This window comes from Mesorhizobium sp. M0016 (assembly GCF_040324035.1).
GTDB lineage: Bacteria > Pseudomonadota > Alphaproteobacteria > Rhizobiales > Rhizobiaceae > Mesorhizobium.
Genome location: NZ_JAMYVM010000004.1, coordinates 140,787 through 157,568, shown reverse-complemented (window position 1 = coordinate 157,568; position 16,782 = coordinate 140,787). Strand labels below are relative to the sequence as shown.

The following is a 16,782-nucleotide window of genomic DNA, read 5'->3' as shown; positions in this document are numbered from 1 at the left end:
ACCATCCTCCCAAGAACGACCGAAACGATCCCCCGAAAACATCCCCAAGCCTTAACCACCCAAGAAACGGACAGAGACGATGAACTGGTCATTCCAACTCTACAGCGCCCGCAATTTCCAGCCGTGGGACGGCATCCTGAAAATGCTCGGCAAGCTCGGCTACAAGGAAGTCGAAGGTTTCGGCGGCGTCTATGACGACCCCACGGCGTTCCGCGCCGAACTCGACAAGAACGGGCTTTCGATGCCGACCGGACATTTCTCGATCGATGCGCTGGAGAATGATTTCGACGGGGTACGCAAAACAGCCGACGCACTCGGCATCACGCTCGTCATCTGTCCCTATCTGCTGGCCGAGCAGCGGCCGGCCGACGCTGCCGGCTGGCGCGGCTTTGGCGAGCGTCTGGCCAAGGTCGGCGAGACCGCAAAAAAAGCCGGCTACGGCTTTGCCTGGCACAACCATGATTTCGAGTTCAAGACACTCGCCGACGGCTCGGTGCCGCAGGATCACATCCTGTCGGCTGCGCCCGACATCGGCTGGGAGATGGACGTCGCCTGGGTAGTCCGCGGTGGCGTTGATCCGCTGCCGTGGATCGAAAAGCACGGCAAGCGCATCAGCGCCGTCCATGTCAAGGACATGGCCAAGTCAGGCGAAGGCCTTGACGAGGACGGCTGGGCGGATGTCGGCCACGGCACCATCGACTGGGCCGGCCTGATCAAGACACTTCGGGCGAAGAGCGCGGCCAAATATTACGTCATGGAACAGGACAACCCCAACGATATCGAGCGCTTCGCCAGCCGCTCGCTCGCATCCGTCAAGGCTTACTAGGAACAATCATCATGGCAAAGAAACTGGGTATCGGCGTCATCGGCTGCGGCAACATCTCGAAAGCGTATTTCTCGCTGGCGCCGCTGTTTCGCGGCATTGAGATGCGCGCCTGCGCCGACATCAACATGGACGCGGCCAAGGCACGGGCGAAGGAGTTCAAGCTGCGCGCCGAGACCGTCGAAGAACTGCTCAAGGATGACGAGATCGACATCGTCGTCAACCTCACCATCCCGGCGGTGCACTACGGGGTGTCGAAGCAGATCCTCGATGCCGGCAAGCACGTCTATTCGGAAAAGCCGTTCGTGCTGTCGGTCAAGGAAGGCCTCGACCTCAAGAGCCGGGCCGAGAAGAAAGGGCTGCGCATCGGTTCGGCTCCGGACACTTTCCTCGGCGGCGCGCACCAGCTGGTGCGCAACCTCATCGACACCGGCGCGCTCGGCAAGATCACCAGCGGCACCTGTCATGTGATGGGCCACGGCATGGAGCACTGGCACCCCAATCCCGATTTCTTCTTCCAGCCGGGCGCCGGGCCGGTGCTCGACATCGGGCCCTACTACATCACCAACCTGATCCAGCTGATCGGGCCGGTGAAGCAGGTGGCGGCCTTCGCGACGACGCCTGCCAAGGAACGCACGATCTCGTCGAAACCGCGCGCGGGCGAAAAAATCCCGGTGAACACGCCGACGACGATCCACGGCCTGCTGGAGTTCGAGAACGGCGCCGTGATCACGCTCAACACCAGCTGGGACGTCTGGGCGCATGGTCACGCGCCGATGGAACTCTATGGCGAGACGGGCACGGTGTTCGTGCCGGATCCGAATTTCTTCGGTGGCGACGTGCGCATAACCAAGGCGGCAAAACCGGTGAAGAAACTGCCGAAATGGCAGCATCCGTTCGGCGTGCCCAACGAAATGCACGGCCAGGGCATGATGGCCAACTACCGCACCGCAGGCCTTGCCGACATGGCGCTGGCGATCGCCGAGGGCCGGCCGCATCGTTGCTCGATGGAGCTCGCGCTGCATGCCGTCGATGTCATGACCGGCCTGTTGCGGTCGGGCGAGACCGGCAAGTTCGTCGCCATGCAGACCAGCTGCGAGCGGCCGGCTGCACTCGGCGTCAAGGACGCAAAAGGACTGTTGGCGAAGCAGAAATGAGGTAGAAGGGTGTCGGCGCGCTCGCGCCGACACCCATACAATCCAGGATCTGTACCCATGCGCTGGCAGCCGGCTGAACACCGCTATGAGAAAATGCTCTACAACAGATGTGGGCGATCCGGCCTGAAACTGCCGGCGATCTCGCTCGGCCTGTGGCACAATTTCGGCAACGACACGCCGCACAACACCAAGCAGGCGATCGCGCGCAAGGCCTTCGATCTCGGCATCACCCATTTCGATCTCGCCAACAATTACGGCCCGCCGCCCGGCTCGGCCGAGATCGCCTTCGGCGAGATATTGCGCACCGACTTCGCCGGCTATCGGGACGAGCTGATCATCTCGACCAAGGCGGGCTATGAGATGTGGGCAGGGCCTTATGGCGAATGGGGCAGCCGCAAATATGTGCTGGCGAGCCTCGACCAGAGCCTGAAGCGGATGGGGCTCGACTATGTCGACATCTTCTATTCGCACCGCTTCGATCCGGATACGCCGCTTGAGGAAACGATGGGCGCTCTCGACCATGCGGTGCGTTCCGGCAAGGCGCTCTATGCCGGCATCTCGTCCTACAATTCGCAGCGCACGCGCGAGGCCGCCGACATATTGAAGCAGCTCGGTACGCCCTGCATCATCCATCAGCCGAGCTATTCGATGCTCAACCGCTGGGTCGAAGAGGACGGACTGCTCGATACGCTGGAAGGGCTCGGTGTCGGATCGATCGTGTTCTCGCCGCTGGCGCAAGGCATGCTGACCGACAAATATCTCGGCGGCATCCCCGAGGGTAGCCGCGCCAGCCAAGGCAAGTCGCTGCGGCCCGCCTTCATCAACGAAAAGACCATCGCTAACATCCAGGCGCTGAACGCGATCGCCGGCAAGCGTGGCCAGACGCTGGCGCAGATGGCGCTAGCCTGGGTGCTGCGCAAGGGCCGGGTCACCTCGGCGCTGATCGGCGCCAGCCGGCCCGAACAGGTCGAGGACTGCGTCGGCGCGCTCAAGGTGCTCGAGTTCAGCGATGCCGAGCTCGCCGAAATCGACACTTACGCACGCGAGTCCGACATCAATCTGTGGGCGGCGTCGGCCGAGCGCAAAGGCCCGCCGCGGAAGTAAGCGGAACAGCCGGCACCGGACATGAATCAAAACGGCGGGAAAGATCCCGCCGTTTTGCGTTTATCAAGCTTCGGGCCAGTTCAGGGCTTCTTGGCCGTGCCGAGACCGGCCTTGGGCGCCGCCGCGGCTGCGGGAGCCGGGGTCTTCATCTTGGCTTCGATCCAACCCGTATAGTTGGCCAATCGCGTGTAGATGCCATAGGCATTCTTGTGGCCGCAAGCGGCGGTGCCGTCGGACGGACCTTCGCCCCAGGAGACGACGCCGACCTGGACCGGACCGTTGGCGCCGGTCATGAACAGCGGACCGCCGCTGTCGCCGTTGCAGGCGTCGCGTTCGCCGCTGTCGGTGCCGGCGCAGATCATGTTCTTGGTCAGCGGATCCGACATATCGGCGGCGATCGCATTGGCGGCGGCATCGATGCCCTTTTCCGAATAACGCATCCGATGCGAGAGATCGCCAAGTGCCGCCTTCAGGTCATGCGCATAGATCGACTTGATGCCGCTGTTGCAGGCAGCGCTCGGCTCGAGATCGAGATCGGCCACCATCAGCGCGGTCGGGAAGGTGCCGTCCTGCATCTTGCCCCAGCCGATGACCGTGGTCTTGCCGCTGTCTGGCGTCGGCTCATTGGTGATCTTGATGACCGGCGCATCGGCGGGCTCCGCCAGCCGGAGCAGGCCGAGATCATTGTCCAGCGTCTGTTCGCTGTAGCCCTCGTTGACGATGACCTCGACCACCTTGTAGCGCTTGCCTTCGGTAAGATCGGTGGCGCCGGTCAGCACGGTCACCGTGTCGGGCGAAATCGGCCGGCCCTTGTCGTTGAGGCAGTGCGCCGCCGTCAGCACCCATTGCGGAGCAATCAGGCTGCCGCCGCAGAATTGCGCGTTCGGCTGCGAGGCCGGGCTGGGGTCCAGCCGGGCGCTGGTCAGCAGCGCCACCTGGAACGGATAGGCCCCTTTGTCGGCTTCCTTGCCGCCATAGACGCGGTCGGCCCCGTCGGGATTCTCGGCCTTGGCCTTGTCCCGGGATTCGGCGACGCGCTGCATCGGCGAGACCGCCGCTTCCGGCCTGGCGGCGTCGTCGGCTGCATAGAGCGCGTTGACGGCGGGGAAAGCGGCCGCGATGCCCAGCAGCGATGCAGCGGCAAGCGGCCTGAACCGATGGATAATGTTCACCTTGAAACCCTCCTGAGATGAAAAATGCCGAGCCATGCCGCCATGACGCATAACCAACAGAAGCGGTACCGGTACCTCGATCGCCTTCTGCCAGAACGAACGACATCCGCGCGGTCATAAAACCGAAATACGACTTTTGCTAATCGTGCCCCATCGGGCAGAGCCCACCCAAACCCTATAGCCCCCCACGGGCTACGTGGAAGCGATTTGTCATTGCCAATGTTGGATTATTTTAGGCAGTATATCGACGCGGGTGCGTTTGGCGGAGGGCTTTAACGAGGCCGCCCGGACCGATGATCCGATACGGGCGGGTAACCAAACTAATTTTTTAACTCCACCACGATCTCGACAATATTTCTGTATTTTGCTCCACTCCTTGCTGACTTTTGGGAGAGTCTCACCATGACGAAACTGACAAGCACTATCATTGCGTCCGCACTGCTATCCACCGCACTGTGGACGATGCCTGCCTTCGCCGCCGATCCCGGCTCAGCGAATGCCGGCAATGGCGAAAGCATGCGCGATCTCGGAACGGGCGACTACCAGCCCGGCCGTGCAAAGCCGATCGCGCCGCCGAAACTGATCGAAGATGAAGCCAGCCGGGCAGCGCCGCTGACCGACGAGGGCACGGCGGTCAAATCCTATGGCATCGTCGGACGTTCCGCCGATGGCAAGGACATCAAGATCGATGCCGGCGAGACGCTGAAGGACCTTGTCATCAAGGAACTGAATGCGCCCGCTAACGCACCAGCGGCCAACAAGACCGGGCTGACGGGCGGCGACGAAGCCGGCCGCCAGGTGTTCGGGGCCGACGACCGCGAGCAGATCAAGAACACCAAGACGTACCCGTTCACCGCGATCGGCTATATCGAAGGCAAAGCCAAGAGCGGTTACGGCAGCTGCTCGGGAACCCTGATCGGTCCGCGCACGGTGCTCACCGCGGCGCATTGCCTCTACAGCAATGAAGACAAGGCTTGGCTCGACGACGTCATCTTCGTGCCGTCGCTCAACGGCAACACCGCCGACGATGCACCGTTTGGCGCTTTCAGCTACGAGAGCGTCTATATCTTGCAGGGCTTCATCGACAATTATCAGGGTTACTACGGCTCGGTCATTCCGTGGGATCTCGGCATCATCACGCTGAAGCAGGATGTCGGCACCAATCTCGGCTGGCTGGGTTATGCCAACTATGAGAACCTCGGCGATTTCACCGCAAACATCGTTGGCTACCCCGGCGACAAGCCGATGGGAACGATGTGGAAGGCGACCTGCGAAGTGAAAGCCGAAAACGTCGGCGCGGAGTATTTCCAGTACGACTGCGACACCTATCCGGGATCGAGCGGCAGCTCGGTCTACGCCTATGATAATGGCGCCAAGCAGCGCGTCGTCACCGGCGTGAACGTGGCCGAAAGCCCCAACGCCAACACTGCGGTGCGCCTGAACGCCGCCAACGTGGCGTGGATCAACAGCCTGTACAAATAAGGCTGAATGATCTTTCGCCGGCAAACAGCGGCGATAACCAGCACTACCAAACCGGCGGCGGGACGTTCCTGCCGCCGGTTTTTTTTGTATCGAAACACCTCTCTTGCACTGTGTTGCAGCGGTGCTTACGCTAGGCGATCCAAGGGGTTGGGTAAGATGGCGCGGGCAAGAATGATCTTCGGGGTCAAAGCGATGGCGGCTGCATCCATGCTGGCCGCACTGACATGCTTTTCCGCTATGGCCGATCAAGGCGGTGCCGCACCCGATGGCGCCTGGGCCGAGCGGGTGCAAATCCTCTATCAAAGCGAAACACGTTCGGTGCTGCGCAAGAATGTACGGGTCTGGGATTCCCACCCGGAATTGGGTCTTGATTTCACCTGGGAGCCGGCAGCCGGCGTGTCGCCGGACCGCACCGTCGCAGCCGACGGCACCGTCAACGGCAAGGGCAGGCTGGTCTGGCGCGTACGCGGCTCGGCGAGCTACGACCCCAAGACGATCTATTCCAGCTATTTCGGCGAGATCAGGAATGGCCGCCCCGAAGGACAAGGCCGGCTGGAGCTGCGTTCGGGCGAGATTCTCGACGGCCATTGGGTCGCCGGCCAGCTCGACGGCCATGCGATCCATGTCGATGCCGACGGCAATCGCTATGAAGGGCAATTCAGGGCCGGTGTGCCGAATGGCGAGGGCAGGCTGGAGACGAAGACAGGCAAGATATTCGTCGGCTCTTTTGCCGATGGGCTGAAGGATGGCAAGGGCCGCACCCGGTTGCCCGGCGGCACCGTCTACTGGTCGCAATGGGCGATGGGCAAGGAGATCGGCGGTGCGCGCCCCGACGTGCTGGCAGATGCCAGAGTGGGCGGGTTGCTCAAGGCGCAGACCGGCGGCGGTTCCGCCGACAAGGTCGAGATCGGCATTGCCGTCGACCAGCGCATGACGCAGCAGGCCGACATGCAGTACCAGCATCTGGTGCGCGACGAAGACATCGCGATCTATCCGGTGTCGGACCAGTACAATGATGCCTGGAACGGCACCGGAGAGATTCGTACCGGCAATGTCTATGAAGGCATGGACTGGGAGACGGCGCCGGCCTTCGCCGAAGTCGACCTCAAGACCACCGACCAGTCGAGGGTCAAGATCGACAGCCTGGAAATGAAGGTGGCCGCGAGCGAGGCCTACCGCAAGCCGATGCTGTCGATCAGCGAGCATTATGGCTGCGTCGGCTTCCGCCCCGACTTCTCGATCGTCAACAATGGCTGGGGCGACGTGAAAGACATGAAGATGTCGATCCAGTTCACCAGGACCGACGAGGAGGACAACGCGACCGGCGAGCCGAGCCGCACGTTCACGAAGGACATCGGCACTTTCGGCGACGGCGTCGACGTCTCGATCAAGAACGTGCTGATTGAAGCCGGCGTCGACACAACCACGCTCGAGACCGAGCGCTTCACTTGCCCGTCAAGGGACAGCCTGGATGTCTGCCGCGCCCAGGTGGCCAACAAGGTCAAGTTCGGCGACGTTGTCGATTACATCAGCGGCAGCGTCGAGAAAATGAGCGTGACCGGGATTGGCAAGCTCGATTATTCCTGGGCGGACGAACAGGGCGCTATCTACCAACAGAGCGAGCCGTTTCGCGTCATCGTCTCGCTGGTCAGCATCGAGGTTCCAGAATCGCTCGCCGAATGCGGCGATGGCGGCGGCGCGTCGCCCGAAGCGCTGCGCTACCAGAACATCGAATTTCCGATCGGCAAGACCGATTACAGCATCCCCATGCCGGTGCGCGGCAATAAGCATCTCAGCGCCTACACGGCACGGCTGAAAATGTGGTCGTCAATGTCGTCGATCCATCGCTTCAGCATCGCCGCCCATTTCGCCGATGGCAGCACACGGGAGAGCAAGCCGGCCACGTTCTTCTATTTCAGGCCGAAGCAGTCGCTGTTCGAAACCAGCACCAAGCCGGCGGTCTGCTATCTGCCGGAAGATCTGCAAGGCTGTTGAGGTCCTGTCACGTCCTTTCGGGAATCGCGTCATTTCGAGCCCATCTCGAAAAAATTGGGCAGCGGGATCAGCCGGGCAAAGATCGTGCCCTGGCTGAACACCCTGAGTTCCAGCATCGACCCGGACGATCGTTCGGCTTTCTGGTCGAACAGGAAATTGCCGAGCGAATAGATCTCCGCAACATCGCCACCGCCGAGCGGCAGGATCGCCTCGCTCGATACATGTGGATGACCGCCGACGATTGCCGTGACACCGCGCAGCCGCATCTGGTCGGCAAGCATCTCCTCGTGCGGCGACGGCTCCGTCTTGTACTCGCGGCCCCAATGGACGAAGGCAATCACCGGCCGCTCGGCATTGTCGTGCAGCAGCCGGTCGAGCAAAGCAGGCGTCAGAAGGTCGGTGTTCCTGGAGCCGTTGGTATCGATGTCGGTCAGCCCGACCAAGTCGAGATCGGCAAGCGCCAGCGTCTCGCCCTGGCCGAAATGGGCGATGCCGGCCGCATCGAGTGCGGCCAGCGTCTCGGCATAGCCTGACGGGCCGAGGTCGTAGGCGTGATTGTTGGCGAGGCTGACAGCGGCGACATGCAATTTCTTGAGCATGTCGATGGCGAGGTCTGCGGGCATGGCCAGCGTCATGTCGTCGATCGCCTCAGGGACGTTGGGCAGGATCACGCCTTCGAGATTGACGATCAGCGGCCGCGAGCGGGTCAGGGCCAGCACGCTTTCGACGATCTTCTCGGCAACACCGTCGCGGACCAGGATCTTCTTCATGGCGCGGCCGAAATTCACGTCGCCCGCGAAATAGTAGAGCTTGTCGTCGGGACGGGCAGGATTGTTGATGCCGGGGCCGAAGGCGCCGAACAGCGCCACGACATAGCTGGTGGTGCGCTCGACATAGTCGCTTGAATGCGCCTGCGAGTTCTCGTTGGCGACGACCAGCGGCGCAGCACCGAACAGTTCGCGCTGCAGCCTGGTCTGGATATAGAGCGCACCGACCGAATCGGCGTGATCCGGCTGGCGCAGCGCCGTGATGCCGTCGAGCGAACCGGCGGCGAGCATGTTCAGCGTCTGCTGGTCGAAACGCCTGGCTTCGTGCTGCGGCAGATAATGTGAGAAATCGGTGGATTCGACGATCAGCGTGTCCTTGTCGACGATCGCTTTCAGCGCCTGCGCCAGCCGGTCCCAGTCGCCGCGCTTCGCCTTGACCGACATCGCCACCGGCACGATGGTTGCCTCGGGAAAATAATGGTGCAGGAAGGGCAGCATGGCTTGAACGCCGTGCTCCTTGGCGAAGAGGCAGGAGTCCTCGACCATCTCGCTGTTCGCCTGGATAAGGCGCAGGGCTGCCGTGTCGGCCAGGACCGGGCCAAGCACAGTGTCGAAGCCGCGCGTCGTGGTGGCGAAGAGTTTCTGCGTCTTATGGAAATGGTCCGGCGACAGGATGACGATGCGCTTGTAGCGGAAGCCGGACGCGGCGTGGAAACCGAGTGCGACGAGATCTGCGACGAGCAGGTGGTGGGGGACTGTGATGCCGGTGAGGCGTTGGTTGGACGGCTCGATTCTGGCGACGGCGGCGATGGCGTCGGTGAAGAGTGTGGGGTCGGAGTAGAAGGACGGGAAGTTTGTGTCGCCGGGCGGGCAGGTGATGGGGGCGGCAGACGCTTGAAGCACTGAGAGGATAAGCAAGGCGGTGGCAAAGATCAGAATGCTGGTCCGTGCCCAGGCACCCCCCGCTGTCCTGCCGGACATCTCCCCCGCAAGGGGGGAGATTGGATGTCGCCTCGACTTTCGCCAATCACCAACCTTGAAAATAGATCTCCAGCAATGAAGAGACTGATCTCCCCCCTTGCGGGGGAGATGGCCGGCAGGCCAGAGGCGGGTGCCTGGGTGCCGACCTCTCACGGCTCAGCCAGCACAATGTTCTCCACGCCGCCGACATAGTAGAACGGCTTCTGCTTGGACGCGGTCAGCCGCAGCACTTCGCGCGAGATGTAGTCGGCGAGGCCGAACAGCGTCACGCCGCCGTCGGAGGTCTTGGCCCGGCCGCGCAGGCCTTCGAGGATCGAATAGGTGAAGACGCCATGGCCGAGCTCGGGCAGTTCGGCGGCGGTGTTGTTGGCAGCGGTGGCCGAGAAGACGACGATGCGTGCGTCCTGCGCGTCTTTTTCCAGGCGCGGGTTGAAGGCGTTGGCGGCGTGGCAGGTGTCGAGCAGCATGAAGCGCATGCCCTTGGCCCGCTCAACCGATTTCTGGATGTCGCCCCAGTCGACCAGCGAGGAGCGCTTCCAGCGGTCGGCATCCTGTTTGCGGCCGTCCGTGGGGATGAAATAATAATCTTCGTCGATGTTGATGCCGTGACCGGCGACGAAAATGATGGTGGTGTCGTTCTCGCCGGGTCTGTCGAGAAAGTCGGCGAGCTGGTCGTTGATCGTGTCGGAATCCGGTTCCAGGATGGTGTCGGCGCTGGCGACCTTGAACACGTCCTTGCCGGAATCGGGCGCCTCATCCAGCGCTTCGCGGTTGACCAGAACCAGCGTCTCCATCGCCGAAAACAAGGGCGCGGATTTCTGCGAGATCACCTTGAGGAATTCGGTGGCGTCATCGACGGGATAGCGCAGATCGCAGGCGTGGCCGGCGCATGCATCGGTGAGGAAAGGATATTTGTCGACGCCGATCACGGCGACGTAGAGCTTGCCCTTGTTGGCGGGCTTTTCGGTTTTCCTGCCAAGTGCTGTGACACTGCGCTCGGTCAGATAGCCGAACTCGTTGGTGCCGGTGATGCGAATGGTATTTTCGCCATTCTCGACCGGCACTTCGACGATGGTGCTCTTGCCGCCATCGGCCGAGCGCGCCGTGACATTGCCGACATTGCGGCTGTTCGACAGGATCGAAAATCCGGCGACATCGGCGCCGGCTTCCTGCGCGCCCGAAATCTCGACGGCGACATAGCCCTCGCGGACGTTGCTCTGGTCGGCGGCAAGCTTGATGCCGAATTCCGGCGGTTTGCGCTCGAGCAGCTTTTCCAGCTGGCGGTCGACGCCGGGGCGCATTTCCTGAACCGCCTGTTCGGCGCTGCGCAGGATGATGGCCCGGCGCACCATTTCCGGGCTCCAGAGATATTTTTTCAGCTGGCCGGCGCTGATGAAACGCCCTTCGTGGTCGCGACCCTGATTGACGTGCCAGCCTATCAACTTGTCGCCGTCGGCGGAGGAATAATAGTAGCCCTGCGGCATCCAGGCGATCCATTCGGAGCCGGCGAAGAACATCGACACTATCAGTTTGTGTGTCTTCAAATTCCACAGCCGCACGGTCTGGTCGGCGCTGCCGGTGACCAACAGCCCTTCCTTCTCGGCGGCAACCATGGCGTTGATCTCGCCGGTGTGGCCGGTGAATTCACCCGATAGCTCGGCGGTCGCGGTTTTGTATTCCAACAGCGTGCCGTCGCTGCCGCCGGTGATCAGGCCAAGCCCATTGCCGATCAGCGTGTAAGCCGAATGGACGAAGCCATTGGTGGCGGCATTCTCGATGCTGTGCATCACCTTTCCGCCGCTCGCGATTTCGAGCACGGCATTCTCCAGGCCGTCCTTGCCGCCGGGGGCAGCACGGAGCGACCACTCACCCTGTGCGAGTGCCGCGCGGGCATAGGCGCCCTGTTCCGCAAACGCCACCGGGTCCTCGAAGAACCGCTCGGCCGTCGGTAGCGCCAGCACCTTGTCCAGCGTGCCCTGCAGCTCGGGACAGGACACGCGTTCAGGGCAGGGGTTGGTGTTGCCCCAAGCGATGGAGCTGCTCGCCGCATCGATCCCGATCGCCGTCACCGGTTCGCCGACCCCTTGCAGCAGCGCCTTGCGCTCGCCGGTCATGGGGTTCCAGACCTGGATGGCGTTGCGGGTGCCGCCGGCTGTCGCCACCAGCGAGCCGTCGGCATTGCCGGCGCCAGCAAAGACCGTGCCGTCATGGCCGTTATAGTCGAGCAGTTGCTCGCCGCTGTCGGTATTCCAGACCACCGAGCGATGCTTGTCGGCGCAGCGATAGCTGCATGACGCCACAAGCCGCGAACCCGTGGCGAAGCTCAGAGCGCCGATCTGGAAATCCTGCTTCGGCATGGCGCGGACGAATTTGCCGGTGCTGGCCTGCCAGAGCTGGACGTCGCCGTCCTTGCTGCCGGTGGCGAACAGGCTGCCATCCAATGACACGGCGAGTGCGGCGACGCCGACATCGCGCAGCGGTTCGGCCTCGGCGGGCAAAGCGATTTCCTCTGACTTGGCGACGTCCCAGAGCCGGATGCCATTGTCGGTGGTCGTCGCTGCCAGCCGGGTTCCCGCAGCGGCGAAGGCGAGCTTTTCCACACGCCAGGAATCGGCATCGAGTTTTTCCGCCAGCGTCCAGCCCGACGCGGATTTGTCGTCCGCCCGCCAGAGGTAGACGAAACCATCGCCACCGCCGGCGGCGAGCGTGTTTCCGTGGGGTGAAAAGGCGACATCATAGATGGCATAGTCGGCGGCCTTGAGCACGGTTTTGATCTTGCCGGTGGCGAAATCGAACAGCCTGATATCGCCATAAGGGGGCTTGTCGCCGATGCCGGCGCCGAAATAACCGCCGGCGGCGATCGTCTTGCCGTCCGGCGACACGGCAATCGCAAAGACCTTGCCGTCATTGCCATTGCCAAGATAGCCGCGAATGGTGCGGAGCGTCACCCCGCTCTGCCAGTCCCAGATGCGGATGGTCTTGTCGTCAGATGCGGAGACCAGTTCCTCGCCGTCCGGCGTGAAGGCAAGGTCGGTGACCCTGGCGCTGTGGCCGCCGGTGTTGAGATCGAGATGGAAATCGAGGTCCTCGGCACGGGCGACCGACGCCAGCGCCAGAAGACCGAGCATGACCAGCCACCGGAAAGCACGCAGGGCATGGGAGCTGACCGGCACCTTGTTGCGCCGCTATTTGGAGTCGGCGGACGGCGGCGACCCGTGACGCACATAATTCTCGATCGCCTGGGCATAATTGGCGGAACCGGCCTTGCGTTCTTTTTCGATGTAGCCGGCAAAATAGCTCCAGAACGACACCGCATAGTCGCGGAAATAGGCATCGGCGACATCGCGCGAACAGAGCTTGCCCTCGACGCAGATGGAGAGACGATTGAGGAAATAGACGATGCGGTCGAAATTGTCGTTGAAATCGGCGATCGGCATGGTGCCGCCGCCGGCAGTCATCGCCTCGATGCCGATGCGTTGCCGGAAAACCTGTTCCTCGGTTGGCGACGGCGTGGCGCTGAGCAGATTGTCGTATTTGGCGTTGAGCGACGAGAGGCGCTCCTTGAGCGCGCGCTGCGCCTGCTGAAAATCCTTGCTTTCCCAAAGCTCGACCAGCGACATCGTCTGCTCGACGCGCTTCTGTTCCTGGTTTGCGAGAAACTGGAAGACCGAGAAGGCCAAGGTGAAGATGATCGCCAGGCGCACGGCGAGACCCGACCAGGCGTAGATCAGCATGCGCCAGTCGCGGTCGGTGAAGGGGTTGGCTTCCTTCTTGATCTCGTGACTGCTCGGCCACGGAAAGCCTTCGGTGGTTTCGGGCAAGGTCGCCGGCTTCTTGGCCGGCGGAGGCGCCGATGTGGCTGGCGATTTTTGCGTTGCAGTGCCCCCCGGCTTTTTCATCCGCAGCTGTCCAGTCGGATGATGGCGGTGGGATCGAGCACGATGCCGGGTGTCTCCAGCTTCTTTTTCAGGCAATCGAGCTGCGTGCGCGAAATCATGAACTGCACGTCCGGTTCGGCAGCCGCCTTGCTGGGTGACGGCAAGGGCTCGACCACGCCGCGCGAGGCGCAGCTGGAGAGATCGACGACAACGGCCGTGTTGCCGGTCTTGGCGATCTGGTCGTACTGGTCGAGAAAGCAGGTGGCGAGCTCGGAGTTGGTGACGATCTGCTTGGCGCACAGGCCGCAATTCTCGTCCGCCGAGGCGCTGGCAACCAGCAACAGGCTTCCGGCAAGGCCGGCCGTCGCTGCACGCCAGGAGAGCACGGGGATAGTCACTGATGTCCTCATCTGTTGCATTCAGCCGCGGCGCATAGAAGTGTCGCGAGCCGGGAATGTTCATATATCACGCCGGCAAGAGCCGGCGAAGCGATGTCAGGTCAGGCGCGGGGCACCGTCTCCATCGGGAAGATCATCACCGCGCCTTTGGGACCGCTCTCGTCGGCAAGCCGCATCACGGAGCGCGTTGCCGGTGCCATGCCGATGTCGGCCAGCATGTCGGAAAAACCAGGCGTTCCCGATGCGGCACGCGTCACGGCGCGCACGCCTTCCTGGGCAAGAAAGCTCAGATCCTCTTTCTCGCTTTGCGGCGGCGCCTCGGTCAGCACGGCAATCATGCGCTCCATGCCGAAGCTGGTGTCGGTGAAGGCGAGCAGCCCTTCCTTCAGGCCCTGGTCGGCCTGCTGGTTGATCGGCGCCAGCCGCTCGGCGACGATGTGGGCGATCGAATAGTCGCTGCCGATATACAGCACGTTGATGTCGACGAACTCGTCGGACCCGTTCTTGGCCGCAATGTGTACCTGATCGCCCGGCGAAACGCGCGGCACCGTTGACGATTCGATCGGCTCCAGCGCATCGCTGTCCTGGCGCTTGATCAGGAACTGGACGCTGACCTCGTCCGGCCGGTAGTCGGACGCCGCGGCGAGCCGCGACAGGCCGGTGGCGCGGAAGATCGTGGTCAGGGTCTTGGCTGTGTTTTCCGCAAGCTTGTCGCGGCCATCCTGATGGATGACGATGCGCGGCGGCTTGCTGCCGTCCTTCAGGCTGATGTCGCCGGACGCCGGCAGGAACCACAGCGCCGGTTCGTCGCTGGCGTTGGCGGCAGCGCCGTCCATGGATTTTTCGCGCAGCACCGCAAGCCGCAGATCGGCGCTCTTGCCGGGCTCGACCAGCGCGATGTGGAAGCCGGACTTCGGCTTCGCCACCAATTCGTCCAGAACCGAATTGACCAGCTCGGTTTCTTTATCGAGCCCTGCGGTCGGCGCCGGCTTTGCCACCAGCAGCTTGTAGTCGACTGCGAGTTCGGCAACGCGCGCATAGGCGCCGGCGGGCACCGCCGTCGGCGCAAGCGCCGGCTTGCCGTCGAATTCGACCGGTGCGAGCTGGCTTTCGAGGTTTTTTGCCAATTTCACTTCGAGATAGCCGACGGCGTCGGAGAGCTTCGACAGCGCCGAAGGCAAAATGGCGAGCTTGCTGCCGGGGGTCAGACCCTGCAGCAGCCCGGCGCCGATCGCGACATCGCCGTCCTTGACGGCAATCGGCCATTGCATGACGGCGTCGGTCTTGTCGGTGCCGAACACGCGGGCGTCCAGTTCGCCCTCGAACAGGGGCGTCGGCCTTGTGCGGCCGTCGGCCGAATATTGCTGCAGCACGGCCTGGCCGAGCTGGCGATAGGTGACGTTGGGGTTCTCGGCCAATTTCGACAGGATGGTGAAGGTGAACAGGCCGAAGCGCGGCGCGTCGGGCGTGCCCTTGGGCAGCGGCATTTCCGGCGTCGTCTCGACCGTCTGCGCGGCATAGAAGGCGACCAGCTTGCCCCTGGCGATCGGCTCTGCGCCGGTCGGCGTCAGGTTGAAGGCCGGCTTGCGGCCGCCATTCTCGTCGAAACCGCGCGATGCGCTTGCCGAGATGTCGTCATAGGCCTTCACCGCGGCTGCTCTCGCCGCGTCGTCGCCGCCGACGAGGTCGGCGAACTCGACCTTGCGCTCCAGTTCGTCATCGACTTCCGCGGCGCGCGTCGCGGTGCCGGAATGGCAGCAGTCGAACACCACCCAGACAAAGGCGCCCTTGTCGCGGATGGCGTCGAGTGCGGCGCCGACCTCGTTGTCGACCAGCGCGTTCGGCACGCCCTCTTCGCGGTTGATCCATTTGTCGATATCGGACGGCAGGAAAATCTCGTCGAGGCCGTCGGTCTCGTCACCGGCCTTGGCTTGCGGCTGCTGGGCGCCGTGGCCCGACAGATGCAGATAGACGAAATCGTCGCGTTGCACCTTGCCGGCGAGGTCGGCAAGAGCGGCCTTGATCGCCGCATGCGTCGGCGGGCCGTTGGCGCCTTCGACGTCCTTGGCGAGCAGGATCACGTTCTCGGCCGAGAACTTCACCGGATCGGGCGTGTTCTTCAGGAGATAGTCGCGCACTAGGCCGGCATCGTTCTTCGGCCCGATCAGCCAGTTCTTCTGCGGCAGGTTCGGATAGTCGGTGCAGGCAACCAGCAGCGCGTGATAGGTGCGCGAGGCGGCGAGAGCGCGGAACGAAACCGTACCGGCAGCCACAAGCGCCGACGTGCCGACGAGCAGCGTCCGTCGTGTCAGTTTGATCATAATTGCTTCCCCAAGCCCGATCGAATTTGCAAGTGCGGCACCTTTCGTTGCGAATTTTGTCAGTATTTTGAATGTGGTCGGTGCCGTCAATCGGCGGTGGTGGTCATGGTGTCGATGGCGATAACGGAAACAGTGGCAAAATGCCTGCTTCGTCGCTATCTCAAGGGAATTGAGACCGTCGCATGGCAGAAATGATTTGCGAGCGGCGCTGGATCAAACAGATAGAACATGATGTCGTCCGAGAACCGCTCCACACTTTTCGGCATCATGCTCTAAACGATCGGAAAACGGGATCATGGCGGCAAGGGATGTGCTGACGAAGAATCAGCTGAGCGTGCTCGAGAAGCTTGAGGCCGCCAGCGGACCGCTCAGCGCCTATACGCTTCTCGACCAGCTGCGCGAGCGCGGTTTCCGCGCGCCGCTACAGGTTTACCGGGCGCTCGACAGCCTGGTGAAGTCAGGCTTCGTGCACCGGTTGGAAAGCCTCAACTCCTTCGTCGCCTGCGCCGAACCGCACGACCATACGCATTCGATGACAGCCTTCGCTATCTGCGACACATGCGGGCAGGTGATGGAGATGTCCGACCATGACGTCGGCCACCGGCTGGACGAATGGGTGCGCTCGACCGGGTTTGCTGCGAAGAAGGCGGTCATCGAGTTTCGGGGGACGTGTGCCAAGTGCCTGGCTGAAGCGGCTTAGCTTG

At 62.7% G+C, this 16,782-nt stretch carries 12 protein-coding genes; 6 read left to right on the top strand and 6 right to left on the bottom strand.

Annotated elements, in window-relative coordinates:
* The first annotated feature begins 79 nt into the window (after nucleotides 1-79).
* Genes NKJ88_RS08105 through mgrA form a run of 3 tightly spaced genes read left to right on the top strand, consistent with a single transcriptional unit; the run spans nucleotide 80 to nucleotide 3,084 of the window.
* A complete protein-coding gene (locus NKJ88_RS08105) occupies nucleotides 80-826 on the top strand; it encodes a sugar phosphate isomerase/epimerase family protein (RefSeq protein ID WP_023669800.1) in 747 nt (248 codons plus the stop codon).
* An 11-nt stretch (nucleotides 827-837) separates the two neighbouring features.
* A complete protein-coding gene (locus tag NKJ88_RS08100; RefSeq protein WP_023669799.1) occupies nucleotides 838-1,980 on the top strand; it encodes a Gfo/Idh/MocA family protein in 1,143 nt (380 codons plus the stop codon).
* Between the two features lie 57 nt (nucleotides 1,981-2,037).
* A complete protein-coding gene (gene mgrA, locus NKJ88_RS08095) occupies nucleotides 2,038-3,084 on the top strand; it encodes an L-glyceraldehyde 3-phosphate reductase (RefSeq protein ID WP_023669798.1) in 1,047 nt (348 codons plus the stop codon).
* 80 nt (nucleotides 3,085-3,164) lie between these two features.
* Here mgrA and NKJ88_RS08090 read toward each other — a convergent pair whose 3' ends face one another.
* Nucleotides 3,165-4,256 carry a S1 family serine peptidase gene (locus tag NKJ88_RS08090; RefSeq protein WP_023713445.1) on the bottom strand — a complete coding sequence of 364 codons (1,092 nt, stop codon included), beginning with the start codon at nucleotides 4,254-4,256 and terminating at the stop codon, nucleotides 3,165-3,167.
* Between the two features lie 402 nt (nucleotides 4,257-4,658).
* Between NKJ88_RS08090 and NKJ88_RS08085 the strand changes: the two genes are divergently transcribed.
* Both NKJ88_RS08085 and NKJ88_RS08080 read left to right on the top strand, forming a co-directional pair.
* Nucleotides 4,659-5,738 (top strand): trypsin-like serine peptidase, encoded by a 1,080-nt coding sequence (locus NKJ88_RS08085; RefSeq protein WP_352443907.1) that lies wholly within the window; start codon nucleotides 4,659-4,661, stop codon nucleotides 5,736-5,738.
* Between the two features lie 156 nt (nucleotides 5,739-5,894).
* Nucleotides 5,895-7,733, top strand: coding sequence for an MORN repeat-containing protein (locus NKJ88_RS08080; RefSeq protein WP_352443906.1), 1,839 nt, complete (start codon nucleotides 5,895-5,897; stop codon nucleotides 7,731-7,733).
* Nucleotides 7,734-7,762: 29 nt separating this feature from the next.
* On the opposite strand, the gene amrB is transcribed toward NKJ88_RS08080, so the two are convergent.
* From amrB to NKJ88_RS08055, 5 genes are all read right to left on the bottom strand, one after another.
* Nucleotides 7,763-9,481, bottom strand: coding sequence for an AmmeMemoRadiSam system protein B (gene amrB, locus NKJ88_RS08075; RefSeq protein WP_023751424.1), 1,719 nt, complete (start codon nucleotides 9,479-9,481; stop codon nucleotides 7,763-7,765).
* A gap of 149 nt (nucleotides 9,482-9,630) precedes the next feature.
* On the bottom strand, nucleotides 9,631-12,609 hold the full coding sequence (locus tag NKJ88_RS08070; protein ID WP_352443905.1) for a hypothetical protein: 2,979 nt from the start codon (nucleotides 12,607-12,609) through the stop codon (nucleotides 9,631-9,633).
* Between the two features lie 57 nt (nucleotides 12,610-12,666).
* Nucleotides 12,667-13,380, bottom strand: a complete 714-nt coding sequence (locus tag NKJ88_RS08065; protein WP_352443904.1) for a DUF4760 domain-containing protein — start codon at nucleotides 13,378-13,380, stop codon at nucleotides 12,667-12,669.
* A complete protein-coding gene (locus NKJ88_RS08060) occupies nucleotides 13,377-13,757 on the bottom strand; it encodes a hypothetical protein (RefSeq protein WP_245261352.1) in 381 nt (126 codons plus the stop codon). The genes NKJ88_RS08065 and NKJ88_RS08060 overlap by 4 nt, the downstream gene beginning before the upstream one ends.
* 101 nt (nucleotides 13,758-13,858) lie before the next feature.
* Nucleotides 13,859-16,078 carry a caspase family protein gene (locus NKJ88_RS08055; RefSeq protein ID WP_352443903.1) on the bottom strand — a complete coding sequence of 740 codons (2,220 nt, stop codon included), beginning with the start codon at nucleotides 16,076-16,078 and terminating at the stop codon, nucleotides 13,859-13,861.
* Between the two features lie 295 nt (nucleotides 16,079-16,373).
* Here NKJ88_RS08055 and NKJ88_RS08050 point away from each other — a divergent pair, with 295 nt between their 5' ends.
* Nucleotides 16,374-16,778: a Fur family transcriptional regulator gene (locus NKJ88_RS08050; RefSeq protein WP_023686595.1), complete on the top strand. Its 405-nt coding sequence runs from the start codon at nucleotides 16,374-16,376 to the stop codon at nucleotides 16,776-16,778.
* Nucleotides 16,779-16,782 lie beyond the last annotated feature (4 nt).